At 68.6% G+C, this 16,828-nt stretch carries 17 protein-coding genes; 7 read left to right on the forward strand and 10 right to left on the reverse strand.

The genetic code is table 11. The features are described 5' to 3' along the window. Nucleotides 1–187 precede the first annotated feature (187 nt). From lpdA to HII28_RS05530, 4 genes are all read right to left on the reverse strand, one after another. Nucleotides 188–1,585, reverse strand: coding sequence for a dihydrolipoyl dehydrogenase (gene lpdA / locus HII28_RS05515; protein WP_170024485.1), 1,398 nt, complete (start codon nucleotides 1,583–1,585; stop codon nucleotides 188–190). A 170-nt stretch (nucleotides 1,586–1,755) separates the two neighbouring features. After that, nucleotides 1,756–3,990: a heavy metal translocating P-type ATPase gene (locus tag HII28_RS05520; RefSeq protein WP_170025979.1), complete on the reverse strand. Its 2,235-nt coding sequence runs from the start codon at nucleotides 3,988–3,990 to the stop codon at nucleotides 1,756–1,758. Nucleotides 3,991–4,085: 95 nt separating this feature from the next. Beyond that, nucleotides 4,086–4,298, reverse strand: a complete 213-nt coding sequence (locus HII28_RS05525) for a heavy-metal-associated domain-containing protein (RefSeq protein WP_170024486.1) — start codon at nucleotides 4,296–4,298, stop codon at nucleotides 4,086–4,088. 128 nt (nucleotides 4,299–4,426) lie between these two features. Beyond that, nucleotides 4,427–4,897, reverse strand: a complete 471-nt coding sequence (locus HII28_RS05530) for a MarR family transcriptional regulator (protein WP_346769200.1) — start codon at nucleotides 4,895–4,897, stop codon at nucleotides 4,427–4,429. A 77-nt stretch (nucleotides 4,898–4,974) separates the two neighbouring features. On the opposite strand from HII28_RS05530, the gene HII28_RS05535 reads away from it, so the two are divergent. Further along, on the forward strand, nucleotides 4,975–5,928 hold the full coding sequence (locus tag HII28_RS05535; RefSeq protein ID WP_170024488.1) for an alpha/beta hydrolase: 954 nt from the start codon (nucleotides 4,975–4,977) through the stop codon (nucleotides 5,926–5,928). Here the strand turns inward: HII28_RS05535 and HII28_RS05540 are convergent. Next, nucleotides 5,903–6,280: a VOC family protein gene (locus tag HII28_RS05540; RefSeq protein WP_170024489.1), complete on the reverse strand. Its 378-nt coding sequence runs from the start codon at nucleotides 6,278–6,280 to the stop codon at nucleotides 5,903–5,905. The two genes, HII28_RS05535 and HII28_RS05540, sit on opposite strands and share 26 nt — an antisense overlap. Before the next feature lie 123 nt (nucleotides 6,281–6,403). Next, complete coding sequence (locus HII28_RS05545) at nucleotides 6,404–7,039, reverse strand: TetR/AcrR family transcriptional regulator (protein WP_170024490.1); 636 nt, start codon at nucleotides 7,037–7,039, stop codon at nucleotides 6,404–6,406. A gap of 236 nt (nucleotides 7,040–7,275) precedes the next feature. Between HII28_RS05545 and HII28_RS05550 the strand changes: the two genes are divergently transcribed. After that, the gene (locus HII28_RS05550; RefSeq protein WP_170024491.1) at nucleotides 7,276–8,316 is read left to right on the forward strand and encodes an aldo/keto reductase; all 1,041 of its coding nucleotides are present in this window, start codon (nucleotides 7,276–7,278) and stop codon (nucleotides 8,314–8,316) included. 113 nt (nucleotides 8,317–8,429) lie between these two features. Here the strand turns inward: HII28_RS05550 and HII28_RS05555 are convergent, their stop codons facing one another. Next, the gene (locus HII28_RS05555) at nucleotides 8,430–9,248 is read right to left on the reverse strand and encodes a metal-dependent hydrolase (RefSeq protein WP_170024492.1); all 819 of its coding nucleotides are present in this window, start codon (nucleotides 9,246–9,248) and stop codon (nucleotides 8,430–8,432) included. 266 nt (nucleotides 9,249–9,514) lie between these two features. Between HII28_RS05555 and HII28_RS05560 the strand changes: the two genes are divergently transcribed. Then, on the forward strand, nucleotides 9,515–10,369 hold the full coding sequence (locus tag HII28_RS05560) for a PHP domain-containing protein (RefSeq protein WP_170024493.1): 855 nt from the start codon (nucleotides 9,515–9,517) through the stop codon (nucleotides 10,367–10,369). A gap of 86 nt (nucleotides 10,370–10,455) precedes the next feature. Here HII28_RS05560 and rlmN read toward each other — a convergent pair whose 3' ends face one another. Next, nucleotides 10,456–11,697 (reverse strand): 23S rRNA (adenine(2503)-C(2))-methyltransferase RlmN, encoded by a 1,242-nt coding sequence (gene rlmN, locus HII28_RS05565; RefSeq protein WP_346769201.1) that lies wholly within the window; start codon nucleotides 11,695–11,697, stop codon nucleotides 10,456–10,458. An 88-nt stretch (nucleotides 11,698–11,785) separates the two neighbouring features. Here rlmN and HII28_RS05570 point away from each other — a divergent pair, with 88 nt between their 5' ends. Continuing rightward, a complete protein-coding gene (locus tag HII28_RS05570; protein ID WP_170024494.1) occupies nucleotides 11,786–12,127 on the forward strand; it encodes a cupin domain-containing protein in 342 nt (113 codons plus the stop codon). Between the two features lie 75 nt (nucleotides 12,128–12,202). Here HII28_RS05570 and HII28_RS05575 read toward each other — a convergent pair whose 3' ends face one another. Next, a complete protein-coding gene (locus HII28_RS05575; RefSeq protein ID WP_170024495.1) occupies nucleotides 12,203–12,727 on the reverse strand; it encodes a gluconokinase in 525 nt (174 codons plus the stop codon). Nucleotides 12,728–12,886: 159 nt separating this feature from the next. On the opposite strand from HII28_RS05575, the gene gndA reads away from it, so the two are divergent. Beyond that, the gene (gene gndA / locus HII28_RS05580; protein ID WP_346769202.1) at nucleotides 12,887–14,356 is read left to right on the forward strand and encodes an NADP-dependent phosphogluconate dehydrogenase; all 1,470 of its coding nucleotides are present in this window, start codon (nucleotides 12,887–12,889) and stop codon (nucleotides 14,354–14,356) included. Between the two features lie 173 nt (nucleotides 14,357–14,529). Here the strand turns inward: gndA and HII28_RS05585 are convergent, their stop codons facing one another. Beyond that, on the reverse strand, nucleotides 14,530–16,032 hold the full coding sequence (locus HII28_RS05585; protein WP_170024497.1) for a DHA2 family efflux MFS transporter permease subunit: 1,503 nt from the start codon (nucleotides 16,030–16,032) through the stop codon (nucleotides 14,530–14,532). Between the two features lie 86 nt (nucleotides 16,033–16,118). Here HII28_RS05585 and HII28_RS05590 point away from each other — a divergent pair, with 86 nt between their 5' ends. Next, entirely contained in the window at nucleotides 16,119–16,478 is a 360-nt protein-coding gene (locus HII28_RS05590) for a DUF202 domain-containing protein (protein WP_170024498.1), read from the forward strand. Then, nucleotides 16,475–16,813 (forward strand): DUF202 domain-containing protein, encoded by a 339-nt coding sequence (locus tag HII28_RS05595; RefSeq protein WP_170024499.1) that lies wholly within the window; start codon nucleotides 16,475–16,477, stop codon nucleotides 16,811–16,813. The genes HII28_RS05590 and HII28_RS05595 overlap by 4 nt, the downstream gene beginning before the upstream one ends. Nucleotides 16,814–16,828: the final 15 nt, after the last annotated feature.

Consider the following 16,828-nt stretch of genomic DNA (forward strand, 5'->3'; position numbering starts at 1 on the left):
CGGAGGAACACGCATCCTCACGTGGAGGAACACGCACCCTCGGGCGGAGAAACGGGCACCCTCGGCCGGAGAAACACGCACCCTCGCGCGGAGGAACGGGCACCCTCGGCCGGAGGAACGGGCACCCTCGCGATGAAGGGGCGCCCTTCCCTTGGGAAGAGCGCCCCTTCGGACGAACGCGTGTGGGCTACAGGTTGATCATGTGGCCGACGAGGCCGTGGAAGGCGTCCTGCATCGACTCCGAGAGGCTCGGGTGCGGGTGCACGTTGCGGGCCAGCTCGAGTGCTCCGAGATCCCACTTCTGGGCCAGCGTGAGCTCGGGCAGAAGCTCCGAGACGTCGAGCCCGACCATGTGGCCGCCGAGCAGTTCGTGGTGCTTCGTGTCGGCGACGAGCTTGACGAATCCCCTGGCGTCGCCGAGGGCGTGCGCCTTGGCGTTCGCCAGCATCGGGAACGTCGCCACCTCGACGTCGTACCCTGCGTCGCGCGCCTGCTGCTCGGTGAGTCCGAAGCTCGCCACCTGCGGCTGCATGTACGTCGCGCGGGGCATGTTGCGGTAGTCGCCGAGCGCCATGGTCTCCGCGCCGCCGATCGTCTCGGCGGCCACGATTCCCTGCGCCTCGGCCACGTGGGCGAGCTGGAGCTTGGCCGTGACGTCGCCGATGGCGTAGATGCCGGGAACGTTGGTCCGCATGAAGTCGTCGATCGCGATGGCGCCGCGATCCGTCAGTTCGACGCCGGTGTTCTCCAGGCCGAAACCCGTGACGTTCGCGGCGAATCCGACGGAGATGAGCGCCTTGTCGGCCACCGCTGTGCCGGTCGAGCCGTCCGCCGCCGTGTACGTCACCGTCACCTGGTTGCCGTCGTCGACCACCGTCTCCACCTTCGTGGAGGTGAGGATCGGCACGCCGAGCGACTTGAAGTGCTTCGTGATCTCCTTGGAGACGTCGACGTCCTCGTTCGGCAGCGCGCGGTCGAGGAACTCGATCACCGTGGCCTGCACGCCGTAGTTGGCCATCACGTAGGCGAACTCCAGGCCGATGGCGCCCGCGCCGACGATGACGATCGACTTCGGCAGGTCGCGGTCGAGGATGAGCTCCTTGTACGTCACGACGTTCTCGCTCAGGGTCACGCCCGGCAGCAGGCGAACGGTCGACCCGGTCGCGATGATCGCGTTCTCGAACGTGAGCTGCTCGGTGCCGCCCGCGGCGAGCGCGACATCCATCGACTTCGGGCCGGTGAAGAATCCGTGGCCGTCGAACTCGGTGATCTTGTTCTTGCGCATGAGGAAGTGCACGCCCTTGGCGCGGGCATCCGCGACCTGGCGGCTGCGGTCCCAGCCGACGCCGTAGTCGGCGTGGATGTCGCCCGAGATGCCGAACTGGGCACCCTCGCGCGTGACGAGGCTCAACACCTCGGCGTTGCGGATCAGCGTCTTCGCGGGGACGCAGCCGATGTTGAGGCACACCCCGCCCCAGTACTGCTGTTCGACGACCGCGACCTGAAGGCCGAGTTGCGCCGCGCGCACGGCCGCGACGTAACCGCCGGGTCCGGCTCCGAGCACGACGAGGTCGAAGTGGGGCATGGGTCCTCCTTGATGCATCTGATTCCGCTGCCGGATGCCGAACGCGAACGAACGAGACATCGACGCGGGCCGAGGCACGACAATGCCTCGCTCCGGGCTCCAGCGCGCACTACGGGATGCTACCGGCTCGCCCTCGGAACGCGGCCCCGCGCTGCTCAGAGCTCATCCGCTCAGCGCGAAACCGCACCGGATGCCGTGCGCCCGACGCTCCGGAACCGTCGCAGTCGCAGGCTGTTGCCCACGACGAACACGCTCGAGAGCGCCATGGCCGCGCCGGCGAACATCGGATTCAGCAGCCCGAGCGCCGCGATCGGCAGGGCGGCGACGTTGTACGCCAGCGCCCAGAACAGGTTCGCCTTGATGGTGCCGAGGGTGGCGCGGGACAACCGGATCGCGTCGACGGCCGCGAGGAGGTCCCCGCGGACCAGGGTGATGTCGGAAGCCTCGATGGCGACATCCGTGCCGGTTCCCATCGCCAACCCGAGGTCGGCAGTGGCGAGCGCAGGGGCGTCGTTGACGCCGTCGCCCACCATCGCGACGACGTGGCCGTCGTGCTGGAGGCGTGCGACGACGTCGACCTTGTCCTCGGGCAACACCTCGGCCAGCACCTCGTCGATGCCGACCTCGGCCGCGATCCGGTGCGCGACCGCCGCGTTGTCTCCGGTGAGCAGAACGGGGGTGAGCCCCAGGCGCTTCAGCCGTGCGACGGCATCACCGCTGGTGGGCTTCACCGTGTCGGCGACGACGAGGATGCCGCGTGCGGCACCGTCCCACCCGACCGTCACGACGGTCTTGCCGCCCTGCTCCGCTCGTGCCTTCGCCGCCGAGACCGCTGGGCCGAGCTTCTGCCCCCGGTCGCTCAGAAGCGCTTCGCGCCCGACGACGACGGCGCGACCATCGACGACCCCCTGCACTCCCCTGCCTTCGAGGTTCGTGAACCCCTCGACGGGCGCAAGCGTTCCTGCCTCCTGCGTCGCCGCCTTCGCGATCGCCTGTGCGATGGGGTGCTCGGAGGCGTCCTCCAGAGCCCCCGCCACACGGAGAAGCTCGGCGCGATCCGTTCCGGGCTCGGTGACGACGTCGACGAGCGTCATGCGTCCGGTCGTGACGGTGCCGGTCTTGTCCAGCACGATCGTGTCGACTTTGCGGGTCGACTCGAGGATCTCCGGTCCTCGGATCAGGATGCCCAGCTGCGCCCCGCGCCCCGTTCCGACCAGGAGCGCCGTCGGCGTCGCGAGTCCCAGAGCGCAGGGACAGGCGATGACGAGCACGGCGACGGCGGCGGTGAACCCCGCCGATGCCGGATACCCCAGAGCCGGCCACATCACGAGCGCGACAACGGCGATGCCGATGACGATGGGCACGAAGACGGCGGAGATGCGGTCGGCGAGACGCTGAACCTGCGCCTTGCCCGATTGGGCCTCTTCGACGAGACGGGCCATCCGGGCCAGCTGCGTCTCGGATCCGACCCGCACGGCCCGCACCACGAGGCGTCCACCCGAGTTGACGGCTCCGCCGGTCACGTCGTCGCCCGCCGCGACCTCGCGCGGCACCGGCTCTCCCGTGAAGGTCGACGTGTCGAGTGCCGACGTGCCAGAGGTGACGATGCCATCGGTGGCGACCTTCTCGCCAGGACGCACGACGAATTCATCTCCCACGTGCAGCTGCGCGATCGGGATCCGCGTCTCAACACCGCCGCGCAGGACGCACACGTCCTTCACACCGAGCTCCAGCAGCCGCCGCAGCGCCGCCCCGGCCTTCCGCTTCGAGCGCCTCTCGATGTAGCGGCCAGCGAGCACGAACGTGGTCACGCCGGCGGCGACCTCGAGGTAGATCTGCGACGATCCGTCGCCTCGTTCGAGCGTGAACTCGAAGGGATGCGTCATGCCGGGTATCCCTGCGGTGCCGAGGAACAGCGCGTAGAGCGACCAGAGGAACGCGGCGAGCGTGCCCATCGAGATGAGGGTGTCCATCGTCGCCGCGCCGTGCCGGAGGTTGGTCCAGGCGGCCCGATGGAAGGGCAACGCGCCCCACACGATGACGGGCGCCGCGAGCACGAGCGACGCCCACTGCCAGCACGTGAACTGCAGCGCAGGCACCATCGCGAGCACGATGACCGGCAGGGACAACACGGCTGACACGACGAGTCGCGTGCGCAGGGAGCCGAGTTCCGGATCCGACTCGCCGGCGCCATCCGTCTCCGCCTCCCGTGCCGTCTCGGCCGGCGGCGCGGGAAGCACGGCCGTGTAGCCGGCCTTCTCGACTTCGGCGATCAGCAGCGAGGTGTCGAATCCGGTGGGTACGGCGGCCGTCGCCTTCTCCGTGGCGTAGTTGACGGTGGCCGTGACGCCGTCGAGCCGGTTGAGCTTGCGCTCGATGCGGGTCGCGCACGACGCGCACGTCATGCCCCCGAGCTCCAGCTCGACGCTGGAGCTTTGAGCGGATGTCACGGAGGCGCGACCGGCCGGTATGCCTCGTGCGGGCACCGGGGCGACGGTGCTCACGCGATGCGCGCGGCCGAGTATCCGGCCTCGTCGACCGCGGCCAGCACGGCGGCATCGTCGAGGACGTCGGTCGAGTCGATGACGAGCTTTCCGGTCTGCGCGCTCACCTGGATGCCGTCGACGCCGGCCACGAGACCGACCTCGTCGCGCACCGAACGCTCGCAGTGCTCGCAGGTCATCCCTGTCACTCGGTACTCCGTCGTCGTCATGCCGTCGTCCTCTCCGTGGCTATACCCGTTAGGGGTATGCGCTCAACAGCATAGTACCCCCTAGGGGTATCCCAGACACTTCACCATTCTTCGATCCGGACCGAGCCGATCCGAACAGATCGGGATCGCTATCCGATGGGCAGGCCGACTCGATTCGCCTCGAACGCGCGCCGAAGCTCAGACAATGCCGACCGTGCGACTTCGAGATCGCCTGGATCGACGACGGAGGAGATCAGCTCGTCGAGCCGCCTGTCGAAGGTCTCCTCGGCCTCGGCCACGAGGACCTCGCCCGCCGAGGTCAGGCTCAGGAGCGACGATCTCCCATCAGCCGGATTCGGTGAGCGGAACGCCCATCCCGCGGCCACGAGCCGGTCACCGCCCTTGCTGATCGCGCCGACACCCGCGGCGAACGCCGTGGCGATGTCCGCCACCCTGGCGCCCGGATGGTCACGCAGGTACCGCAGGAACTCGAACTGGGACGTGCCGATACCGTGCTCCGCCCTCAGGGTCTCGCCGACGGCGTTGTACAGACGCGTCTCGCACCTCACCAGGTCGTCGAAGAAGCCACCATGTCGCGTCTTTGCAGATTTGGATGCCACGGCATACAGTTTACAAACTAGATGCCGCGGCATATACATGTCCGCGAAGTCAAGCGATCGCGGCGGTGAGGATGACGATGAGCGCACAGCAACGGATCGAACTCGACGCGCAGCTGAGGTTCACGCCCCAGCCGGCCGGACCGGCGACGATCGAGCAGGCTCGGGCCGGATTCGCCGCCTTCATGGGCCAGTTCCCGGTTCCCGCCGGTGTGCGCAGCACAACGGCGATGCTGGGCGGACGGCGGGCCGTTGTCGTAGAGGCTGAACAGCACGTCCGGCCGGGGACGATCCTTTATTTCCACGGCGGATCATTCTCGCAGGGATCCCCGGAGACGGCGATGGCCGTCACGGCCAACCTTGTCGTGCGCACCGGCATGCGCGCGGTCTCGGTGGACTACCGGCTGGCGCCGGAGCATCCGTTCCCGGCGGCGATCGACGATGGAGTCGCCGCCTACCGCTCGCTCCTGGAAAACGGCGCGGATGCGTCCACCGTCGCGTTCGCCGGCGACTCGGCGGGCGGCGGGCTCGCCGTCACCGTCAGCCTCGCAGCTCGCGACGCCGGGCTGCTGCTTCCGGCTGCCATCGTGGCGTTCTCGCCGGGGTTGGATCACACGCGCACCGGAGCGAGCATGCGCATCAAGGAGGGCGTTGACCCGTTCTTCACGTTCGCCGGGCTGGAACGCAACGGCGACCTGTATCTGAACGGCCAGGACGCCCGCCAGCCGCTCGCCACTCCGGCCGTGTACGCCGACCTCACCGGCTTTCCGCCGATCCTGCTGCAGGTCGGCACGAACGAGCTGCTCCTCGACGACTCGGTCCGTCTGGCCGATCGTGCCAGGGAGGCGGGCGTGGACGTCATCCTCGACGTCACAGCGAACGTCCCGCACGTGTTCCAGGCGTGGGCCGGCGTCCTCGATGAAGCGGATCACGCACTCGATCGCGCCGCGCTGTTCCTCACCCAGCGCGTGGCTGCGGCCACGGATCCCGGGTCGTCGGGCCTTGGGACTACGCCGGCCCGGCGAGTCCGATGATGTTGCCCTCTGGGTCGGCGAACTGGGCGACGCGGACTCCGCCGTCGGGTCGCGTCGTCACGGCGACGACGATCGTGGCGCCGAGCGCCACGGCACGCCCCAGGGTCGCAGCAACGTCGTCGACTCCGACGTAGAAGACCACCCGCGGAGCGAATCCCGACCCGCCGCCGATCCCGACCGGAACGCCGTCTCCCCCGGGGGACGGGTTGAACGAATACGACTCCGGATCGGAAACCTCTGAGGCGACGGGATCACCGGGCGGCGCGTCCCATCCGAAGAGTGCGGAGTAGAACGCGCGGAGCTCGTCCGGATGCTCTCCGATGATCTCGGCATGAACCACGGTGTCGACCATGATGCGATCCTCCCTCGCTTCAGACGTCGACTGATGAGTCGCGCATCCGACAACCGGAGGGGATCGATCACCGACCGGCGGCTCCGACCGGGGACGCCACGCACTGCGCGACGCCGAGATCGATCAGCCGGCCTGGGCCGCGAGGGTGTCTTCGGGCGCCCGCAGCCCGGCGAGGAGCAGCAGCACCATCCGCCTCGTGCGTCCCGAGGCCTCGGCCTCGATGGGCTCGCCGCCATGACAGAGGTTCGCGACTGCAGCCAGGAACTCGGCGGCGTCGACCTGCTGAACGATGTCTCCGGATGCGCGCGCCGCATCGAGCAGGCGCTCCAGCGTCGGCGCGAGGTGCGTGGCGAAGTACTCGGCGAGCGGCTCGTAGGCCGGATCCCCTGAGTGCAGCGCCGCCGCCAGTCCACGCTTGGCGGCAACGAACTGCGTGTAGCGCATGATCCAGCGGTCGAGCGCCTCGCCGGGCGGATATGCGGCCTCCAGTTCCGGCGCGGCGTCGACGCACGCGTCGATCTCGCGACGGAACACGGCGGAGATCAGGTCGGATCGAAGCGGGAAGTGGCGATAGAGCGTTCCCACGCCGACACCCGCCCTGGCCGCGATGGACCGGATCGGCGCATCCACGCCCGATTCCGCGAACACGCTCTTGGCCGCCTCCAGGAGCGAATCGAGGTTCTGGCGCGCATCCGACCGCATCCGCCGGGGCGAGGCGGCGTCAGCGAGAACCGACTCTGCGCTCGGGGTTGAGGACATTCGGAGCTCCTCGGCGACGGACGCGGACATGGGTGGTGGCAGGTGTTGATCAGGAGCGGACGGTTCGCGCGACGAGGCAGTGCGATTCGGCGAGCAAGCGTGTACAGTCCACTCTCGTAAGCGGAACACTGTTCCGGTAAGCCGTTCCAGCTCACCCGGAATGCTGTTCCGATTAATTCGATCATACGGCACCGCCCTCTCGGCGCCACGGTCGCAACTCGCGAGGAGCAACACACATGCAGTACCGCACACTCGGCCGTACCGGCATCAAGGTCACCCCGTTCGCTCTCGGAGCGATGATGCTCGGCTCGCTCGGCAATCCTGATCGACAGGAAGGCGTCCGCATCATCCACCGCGCCCTCGACGCCGGCATCAACTTCGTCGATACCGCCGACCGCTACGGCGACTCCGAAGAGGTCGTCGGCGAGGCGCTCAAGGGACGGCGCGACGACGTCGTGCTCGCCACCAAGTTCTGGGGGTCGGTCGACGACGACATCAACCATCGTGGCGCCTCCCGGCGCTGGATCATGCACGCCGTCGAGCGTTCGCTCCGCAACCTGCAGACCGACCACATCGACCTCTACCAGCTGCACAGGCCGGACCCCGAAACGGACATCGACGAAACGCTCTCCGCTCTCACGGATCTCGTGCGACAGGGCAAGGTGCTGGCAATCGGATCGTCGTCCATGCGCGGATCCGAGATCGTGGAGGCGCAGTGGATGTCCGAGCGTCGTGGATTCGAGCGATTCCGCACAGAGCAGCCGAACTATTCGATCCTCGACCGGGAGATCGAGCGCGAGATCCTGCCCGTCACTCAGCGCTACGGCATGGGGACCCTCGTCTACAGCCCGCTGGCCGGGGGCATGTTGACGGGTCGCTACCGCGCCGGAGCCGAGAACGACAACTTCCGCTCGACGCGAACCGGCATGCGCCACCTGCGCGACGAGCGTCGCATCGCGACCGTCGAACGACTCATCGCCCTCTCCGACGAGGTGGGCATCAAGCTGACCCACCTTGCAATGGCGTTCGTGATCGCCCATCCGGGCGTCACGTCCGCGATCGCAGGACCGCGCACGATGGAGCAGCTCGAAGACACCCTGGCCGGTGTGGACGTCGCCCTGCCCGACGAGGTGCTCGACCGCATCGACGAGATCGTCCCGCCGGGAGAGAGCGTCGGCGCGATGGACATGGTGTACCGCGGCCCGGAGATCGGCACCAGCGCTCTGCGTCGTCGACCGGCTTCCGAACGGACCGCGGCCGAGCCGACAGCGGCCTGAGCGGACGCCGGGCGTACGTCACGGATGTCACGGGAGACGGATCGTCCGCACACACAACTCGCGGCGGACGTCCGCACCCGCGCCGGCCGGGGCCGTGACGCCCGCGCGCCGCGTCAGAGCCGCCAGTGCAGGTTCACCAGTGCATGCACCTCGAAGAACACGACGTAGAGCACGTAAAGAGTGAGCACGACGGCCAGGAACCACTCGCGTTTGGAACCGGTGCGCCCGAGGACGGGCAGGCTCACGTATCCGTTGTCGTGCCAGAAGTGCCCGAGCAGCGCACTGCGACGCCACCAGTGCGGCGGCTTCGGCACCCACGGGTAGGTCGGCGGAATCCCCTCCACCGTGAGGAAGTCGCCGACGAGGTGCACGGCGTATCCGAGCACGACGGCAAGCAGGAGCCATCCGAAGCTCGTGCGGATGCCGGTGTCGATCGCGAGCGCACCGATCACGCCCACGAGCCACGCACGCGGCCAGGTGCTGATGATCTTGATCGACTTGATGGTGTGCGTCGCGAATGCGATCGCCGGGGCGGTCACGAGCAGGAGTCCGACGGACAGCGTTCCGACCGGTGAGTGTGTGTCCCACACCAGCAGCGAGGCCGCCCACGCGATCAGGCCGGCGATGACCGCCGCCCACACGGTGTGCGTCCCTTTGCGATGGCCGCCGGATGCCGTTGCCACCGCCTCGGAGGCGAGCTTGCCGAGCACGGGAACGGACCGCGAGATCGTCGCGGAATGATGGTCGAGATCCGCCACCAGCGCCCACCCCGCGACGACCAGAGCCCCGAGCAGTGCGACCTCCGGCGGTTGCACATCGAGCCCGGTGCTCATCGGGAGCACCCGTCCCGCCACGAACGGGATCGCCGGTGCGGTCGCCGTGACGGCGAGCCACACGGCGGCACCGCTGACGGCGTGATGCGCGCCCATCATGCGTGAGCACCCACCCGTCCGGTGCAGGTGCGTACCGCGGTCGCCCCGGTGGGATGCGCACAGCCGTGCGCGGGGTTCGGATGGTCGGCATCGAGTGGCACGGAACGCGAACGATCGGAGTCCGAATGGTTGAGGGAAGTCATCCTTTCGACCCTGGCATAGCCCGGCGACACCCGGACCGCCTGCCGCGTCGAGCCAGAGTGGTGTCCGACGCGGACGCGACGTGCATCGCGAGCGCCTGCCGATTGCGGAGTACGTTCGTCCGCGTGACGAGGTTGACAGCTGACGCGCATGTCCACAGCGAGTGGTCGTGGGACGCGGGTTCGGATCCGGCCTCGGCGGGTGCCATGCGGCGCATCTGCGAGCGGGCGGTCACGATCGGGCTGCCTGCCGTCGTGTTCACCGAGCACCTCGATTTCGAGGATGCCTGGCGAGCCGACGACGGCGACATCGGGGACCACGCGCAGAAGTACGTCGACGGCACCGGGCACGTGCGACTTCCGAGGTTCGACGTCGAGGGCTACCTCGATGCCATCGGACGGTGCCGACGCGACTTCGCCGATCTGCGCATCCTCACCGGCGTGGAGTACGGGCAACCGCATCTCTGGGATGCGAAGGCCGCCGCGCTGCTGTCGAGCGGTGCGATCGACCGCGTCAACGGGTCGCTGCACATGCTCGCGTTCGAGGGCGGGGATCGCACGGAGCCGACGACCCTGTATCGATACCGGCACGCGCACGATGTCATGAACGCGTATCTCGAGGAGATTCCGCTCATGGTTGCGGGATCCGACTCCTTCGCGGTTTTCACGCACATCGACTACGCCGTGCGGTCGTGGCCCGTCGCGACGGCGGGGCCCTTCGACCCGTACGACTTCGAGGAGGGGTTCCGCACGGCGATGCGAGCAATCGCGGAATCCGAGCGCGCCCTGGAGATGAACACCAGGCGCCTCTGGCCGTGGATCCCGCAGTGGTGGGCTGAGGAGGGAGGCCGCGCCGTTTCGTTCGGGAGCGACGCGCACCAGGCCGAGGGCCTCGCGTCGAACTTCCCCGAAGCGATGGCCATGGTGGAGTACTTCGGATTCCGCCCCGGCAGTCGGCCAGAGGACTTCTGGACGCGCTGATGCCGTCGGTGCGGGCGTCGCGAGCCTCAGCTCAGCCGTTTACCTGCTGACAATCTCCCGGTGCGCGCCGAATCCGGCGCAGGGCGCTACTCCGCGGCGGCGAGCTGCCCGCAGGCGCCGTCGATCTCCTTGCCGCGCGTGTCGCGGAGGGTCGTCGGGATGCCGGATGCCTCGAGCCGGCGCACGAACTCGTCGGTGACATCCTTCTCGCTCGCGGTCCAGATGGAACCCGGGGTCGGGTTGAGCGGGATCGGGTTGACGTGCACCCAGCCGTGCCCGCGCTCGTTGAGCTTCTGCGCGAGCAGGTCGGCGCGCCAGCCGTGGTCGTTCATATCCTTGATGAGCGCGTACTCGATGGAGACGCGGCGGCCGGTCTTCTCGAAGTAGTAGCGGGCGGCATCCAGGGCCTCGTCGACCTTCCAGCGCGAGTTCACCGGGATGAGCTCGTCGCGCAGACCGTCATCCGGCGCATGCAGCGACAGGGCGAACGTGAGCGGGATGTCCTCGTCGGCGAGCTTGCGGATGGCGGGCACGAGTCCCACCGACGACACCGTGATGCCGCGAGCGGACATGCCGAGCCCGTCGGGCTGCGGTGCGACCAACGTGCGCACCGCCGTCATCAGCCGCTTGTAGTTGGCCAGCGGCTCGCCCATGCCCATGAAGACGATGTTGTGCACGCGCTCAGGCGCACCGCTCGGGCTGTGCCCCAGCTCGCCCTGGGCGATGGCGCGGTTCGCGGCCACCACCTGGTCGACGATCTCCGCAGACGACAGGTTGCGGGTCAGTCCCTGCTGGCCGGTCGCGCAGAACGGACAGTTCATGCCGCATCCGGCCTGCGACGAGATGCACAATGTGATGCGTCCCGGATAGCGCATGAGCACGGATTCGACGAGCGCGCCGTCGAAGAGGCGCCAGAGGAACTTGATGGTCCGTCCGTCATCCGTTCGGAAGCGCCGCACCTCGGTGAGCAGGGGCGGGAGCAGAGTCGAGACGAGTTCGTCGCGACGGGATGCCGGCAGATCCGTCATGGCCGCGGCATCCGTCGTGTAGTGGGTGAAGTAATGCGTCGCCAGCTGCTTCGCGCGGAAGCCGGGGAGTCCGAGCTCCTCGACCTTCGCCTTGCGCTCAGCAGGCGTGAGGTCGGCGAGGTGCGTCTCCGGCTGCTTGCGGCGCGGCGACGCGAACTGCAGGGCAGGGCGGCCGTCGGCCGCCAGTTGCTGGGTCCAGCCCTCCGTCGCCGGGCGAACCTGGGGGCGCGAGGCGGCGTCCGCGCCGGCGCCCTCCCGGGTCGTCGCACGGCCGGTCGTCCGGATCGTCGTCTCGCTCACCCGTCAATTGTCGCAGGGCGCGGCTGGACGTTCACGGTCAGGCCCAGTACCACGTCGATCGGGCTGCCGCTCTGCTACTTCTGGATCCATGGCAGATCTCAGTGAACGCGTCTCTCGCGTGCTCGAACTCGATGCGACCTTTCCCGCGACGAAGCACGTCGGGCGGGTGGAAGTGCGACGCATCCGGATGCTCGCCGGCACCCCATCGGGAGCGCACGTGCACAACGGGCCCGTCTTCGGCGCGATCCTGGCCGGACGGGTTCGCTACGTGATCGCGGGCGGCGAGGAGCGGATCCTGCAGCCGGGCGACGTCTTCTACGAACCGGAGGGCTCGAAGATCGAGCGCTTCGATGCCCTCGACCACGATGTCGAGTTCATCGGCGTCTTCCCCCTCGAACCCGGCCAGGACGCGGCCATGGTCTTCGTCTGACGGGCCGGAGCCCGCTGAGCGGGCGCAGCCGCAGCCCTACGGGCCCGCTGAGCGAGTGCAGCTGCGCGGCGACCCTCAGGCCGATCCACCGTCGCCCGCGAGGGCCGACCGGATGTCCTCCACGGTCTGCTCGACCGACTCGTCGTCGCTGAACACCCGTCCGAACTCGTCGGGCTCGAGCGGCTCGAGTGCGGAGAGCTGGGAGTCGAGCAACCCTGAAGGCATGTACTCGTGCACCCGGGAATCGACTCGGTGCTGGAGCGTGGTGCGGCTCGGATCCAGGTGCGCGAAGAAGGCGTCGGGCGCGTATCCGCGCAGCAGGTCGCGGTAGCGGCGCTTCAGCGCACTGCACGCCACGATCACGCCGTCGCCGACGGCCAGCCGCTCGCCGATGATCCGCAGCCAGGGTTCGCGGTCGGCATCGGTCAGGGGGATGCCTGCGCGCATCTTCTCCTTGTTCACAGCCGGGTGCAGGTCGTCGCCGTCGATGAAGACGCGGCCGGAGGCATCTGCGAGCGCGTTGCCCACGACGGTCTTTCCTGCACCGGACACCCCCATGAGCACGATGGGCGGAAGCTGGGCGGGTGGCACGACGGTCATGCAGACATTCTGTCCGATGGCCGCGTGCGCGGCAGATGGTTTGCCACGCGCGACATGGGCAGTCCTTTAGAGTGGGAAGCCCGCGGCGTTGGGATACCAGCCGCGAGAGACATCCCCCTCCCCCGTCTTCATGAAGACCCGTCATCGAGGAGAAGTGCCGTGGCCGAGAACTCGGAATCCGCGAAGTCCGTTGCGAACATCGGTGTAGTCGGGTTGGCGGTGATGGGCTCCAACCTCGCCCGCAACCTCGCCAGCCGTGAAGGCAACACCGTCGCGGTCTACAACCGCACGCGGTCCCGCACCGACGAGCTGCTCTCCGAGCACCCCGAGGCAGGATTCCTGCCCGCGTACGACTACGAAGAGTTCGCCGCCACCCTGTCGAAGCCGCGCGCCGCGATCATCATGGTGCAGGCCGGACGCGGAACCGATGCCGTCATCGACGAGCTCGTCAGGGTGTTCGAGCCGGGCGACATCATCGTGGACGGTGGCAACGCACTGTTCACCGACACCATCCGCCGGGAGAAGGCCGTGCGCGACACGGGCATCAACTTCGTCGGCGCCGGCATCTCCGGCGGTGAGGAGGGCGCGCTGAACGGACCGTCGATCATGCCGGGCGGATCGGACGAGTCGTGGGTCACCCTCGGCCCGATCCTGCGCTCGATCGCCGCGGTCGCCGAGGGCGAGCCATGCGTCACGCACGTCGGCCACGACGGCGCCGGCCACTTCGTGAAGATGGTGCACAACGGCATCGAATACGCCGACATGCAGCTCATCGCAGAGGCGTACGACCTGATCCGCCGCGGAACGGGCAAGTCGCCGGCCGAGATCGCCGACATCTTCGCGCAGTGGAACAAGGGCGAGCTGGAGAGCTACCTCATCGAGATCACCGCCGAGGTGCTGCGACAGGTCGCCGCCGAGACCGGCAAACCGCTGGTCGACGTGATCCTCGATCAGGCGGGCGCCAAGGGCACCGGTGCCTGGACCGTGCAGACGGCGCTCGACCTCGGCATCCCCGTGTCGGGCATCGCCGAGGCCGTGTTCGCCCGCTCGCTGTCGAGCAAGCCGGCGCAGCGCACCGCGGCATCCGACCTGCCCGGCCCGTCGGAGACGTGGAGCGTCTCGGATCCCGACGCGTTCGTCGAGGACGTGCGCAAGGCGCTGTACGCCTCCAAGATCGTCGCGTATTCGCAGGGCTTCGACGAGATCGTCGCCGGCGCGCAGCAGTACGGCTGGGACATCGAGAAGGGCGACATCGCGGCGATCTGGCGCGGTGGTTGCATCATCCGCGCGCAGTTCCTCAACCGCATCACCGAGGCGTACGCCGAGGATGCCGGGCTCGTGGCGCTGCTCACCGCCCCGTACTTCCGCGAGGCGCTCGGGCGCACGCAGGAGGCGTGGCGTCGGGTGGTCGTGGCTGCGGCGCAAGCCGGGATCCCGTCCCCCGCGTTCAGCTCGAGCCTGGCGTACTACGACGGCCTTCGTGCCGACCGTCTGCCGGCCGCGCTCGTGCAGGGTCAGCGCGACTTCTTCGGCGCGCACACCTACAAGCGCGTCGACAAGGACGGCGTGTTCCACACGCTGTGGTCGGGCGACCGCTCGGAGATCGCGACGACACCGTCCACCCACTGACGACCTGACACCGAGGCCGTCGGAACACACCGACGCCACCAGGATCGCGGATCGGCGGGCACGCAACGAGAGCGTGCCCGCCGATCCGCATTTCAACCATCGACCGTCGCCTTGGCGCGACCGTCATCCACTACGGCCGGACGCACGGGAAAGCGCGGCGGGCGCCACTGCGATCAGATCGCCGCGTCGGCCAACGCGTCATGCGGATCCGCTGCCGTTGCAGGCGTCCGCACGAAGAACGCGGCGAGCACCGCGCCGAGCGACAGCACACCGCCGACGAAGAACGCCAGTCCGATCCCGGATGCCGTCGCCTCCCGCACGCTGGATCCCGCGGCGACGACGGTCGCCTCGCGCACCGACATGACGGCGACGAAGAGCGCCGTGCCTGCGGCGCCTGCGACCTGCTGAACGGTGCCGATGATCGCACTGCCGTGCGAGTAGAAGCGTTCGGGCACGGCGCCGAGTCCCGCTGTGAACAGTGGCGTGAAGAGGAACGCGAGGCCGATGCTGAGCACCACGTGGGCGGTCAGCAGGTACCAGGGCGGCGTGGCTGATCCGACGAAGGCGAGCATCCACAGCGCAGCGCTCATGGCGATGGCTCCGGGGATCACGAGCGGCCTCGCACCGACGCGGTCGTAGAGCCGGCCGACAAGCGGCGCCAGCAGCCCCATGATCAGGCCACCGGGCAGGAGGAGCAACCCGATCGCGAGCGGCTCCAGTCCCAGCACCTGCTGCATGAAGATCGGCAGGAGGATGACGGTGCCGAGCAGCGCAGCCATGCTGATGGCCATGAGCACGATCGTCACCGTGAAGGTGCTCGAGCCGAAGGTGCGCAAGTCGAGCAGTGCCCTGTCCTTGCGTTGCAGCAGCAGCTGGCGGAGGACGAACCAGATCAGCGCACCGCCGCCGACCACGAAGGCGAGGATCATCGGCATGGAACCGGCGCCCGCCGACTGGTCGGTCGCACCGATCTGGCTGAGTCCGTAGACGAGTCCACCGAATCCGAAGACGGACAGCACGACCGACAGCACGTCGATCGGCACCTGCGCGGGCGTGGACACGTTTCGCACCCGCAGCGCCCCGACCACGAGCATGACGACGGCGATCGGCAGCACGAACCAGAAGATCCAGCGCCACTGCAGCGCACTCAGGATGATGCCCGCGATGGTCGGCCCGATCGCCGGTGCGACCGAGATCACGATGGAGACGTTGCCCATCGTGCGCCCCCGCTTGCCGGGTGCCACGACCGTCATGATCGTCGTCATCAAGAGCGGCATCATGATCGCGGTCCCTGACGCCTGCACCACGCGTGCCGCGAGCAGCACGCCGAAGACCGGCGCGGTGGCCGCGATCAAGGTCCCAGCGCTGAACAGCGACATCGCGGCGATGAACATCGACCGGGTGCTGAATCGCTGCAGCAGGATCCCGGTGATCGGGATGACGACCGCGAGGGTCAGCATGAACGCGGTCGTCAGCCATTGCCCCGCCCTGGCATCCACGTGGAAGTCGCGCATGATGTCGGTGATCGCCACCGACATGATCGTCTCGTTCAGAATGACGACGAACGTCGCGACGAGCAGCAGCCAGAGCACCCTGGAATCCCGCTGCTCCGCCCCATCGACGTCAGCGCTCCGCGAGCCGTTCGTCGTGGATGTGGCCGTTCCCCGTTCGGTCATCGGGCCAGCGTAGCTACCGGGGGTGACATCCGCGTGTCGGTAGCCTTGACGCATGCCTGAACTCGTTCCCGGTCCGGTGCCGGCGCATGCGTGAACCGAAGTGGCGGGAGACCGGTGAGGACCCCGACTACCGGTTCTCCCTCGCCAACGAGCGCACGTTCCTCGCGTGGATCCGCACGGCGCTCGCCATCCTCGCCGGCGGCGTGCTTCTCGAGGAGTTCTCGAACAAGATCGGACCGCACTGGATCATCGTGATCCTCGCGGTCGTGCTCGGTGCCCTCTCGGCTGTGCTGGCCGTGATCGCCTACCTGCGCTGGCGCGCCAACGAGATCGCGATGCGCAACGGCAAGCGCCTGCCGCTCACCATCGCCGTGCCGCTGATAGCGGCCGTCGTACTCGCCGTCGGCGCCGTGATCACCATCCTGATCGCCGTCTACGGCCGATGAGCGCTGCTCCCCTCCGCGACCCGGGTCTGCAGGGAGAGCGCACGGCGCTGGCCTGGTCGCGCACCTGCCTGGCGCTGGCCGTCAACGGACTCCTGGCGTTGCGCGACGGCTGGCAGGACGACGCCGGCCCGCTGATCGTCACCGGTGTCATCCTGATCGCCGTCGCCGCCGCGTTCGTGCTCTACGGGAACCTGCGCGGGCGGGCGCTCGCCGGAAACGGCAGACACCACGACCGGATGCCCCGAGCGACTCCCACGATCCCGCTCGCGCTGCTCGCACTGGCGACGCTCGCCGCGTGCGGTGTCGGCATCGCCTCGACGCTCATCCAGCGCTGACCGGCAGCGCGGTTC

The organism is Planctomonas sp. JC2975, assembly GCF_012985205.1.
Lineage (GTDB): Bacteria > Actinomycetota > Actinomycetes > Actinomycetales > Microbacteriaceae > Humibacter.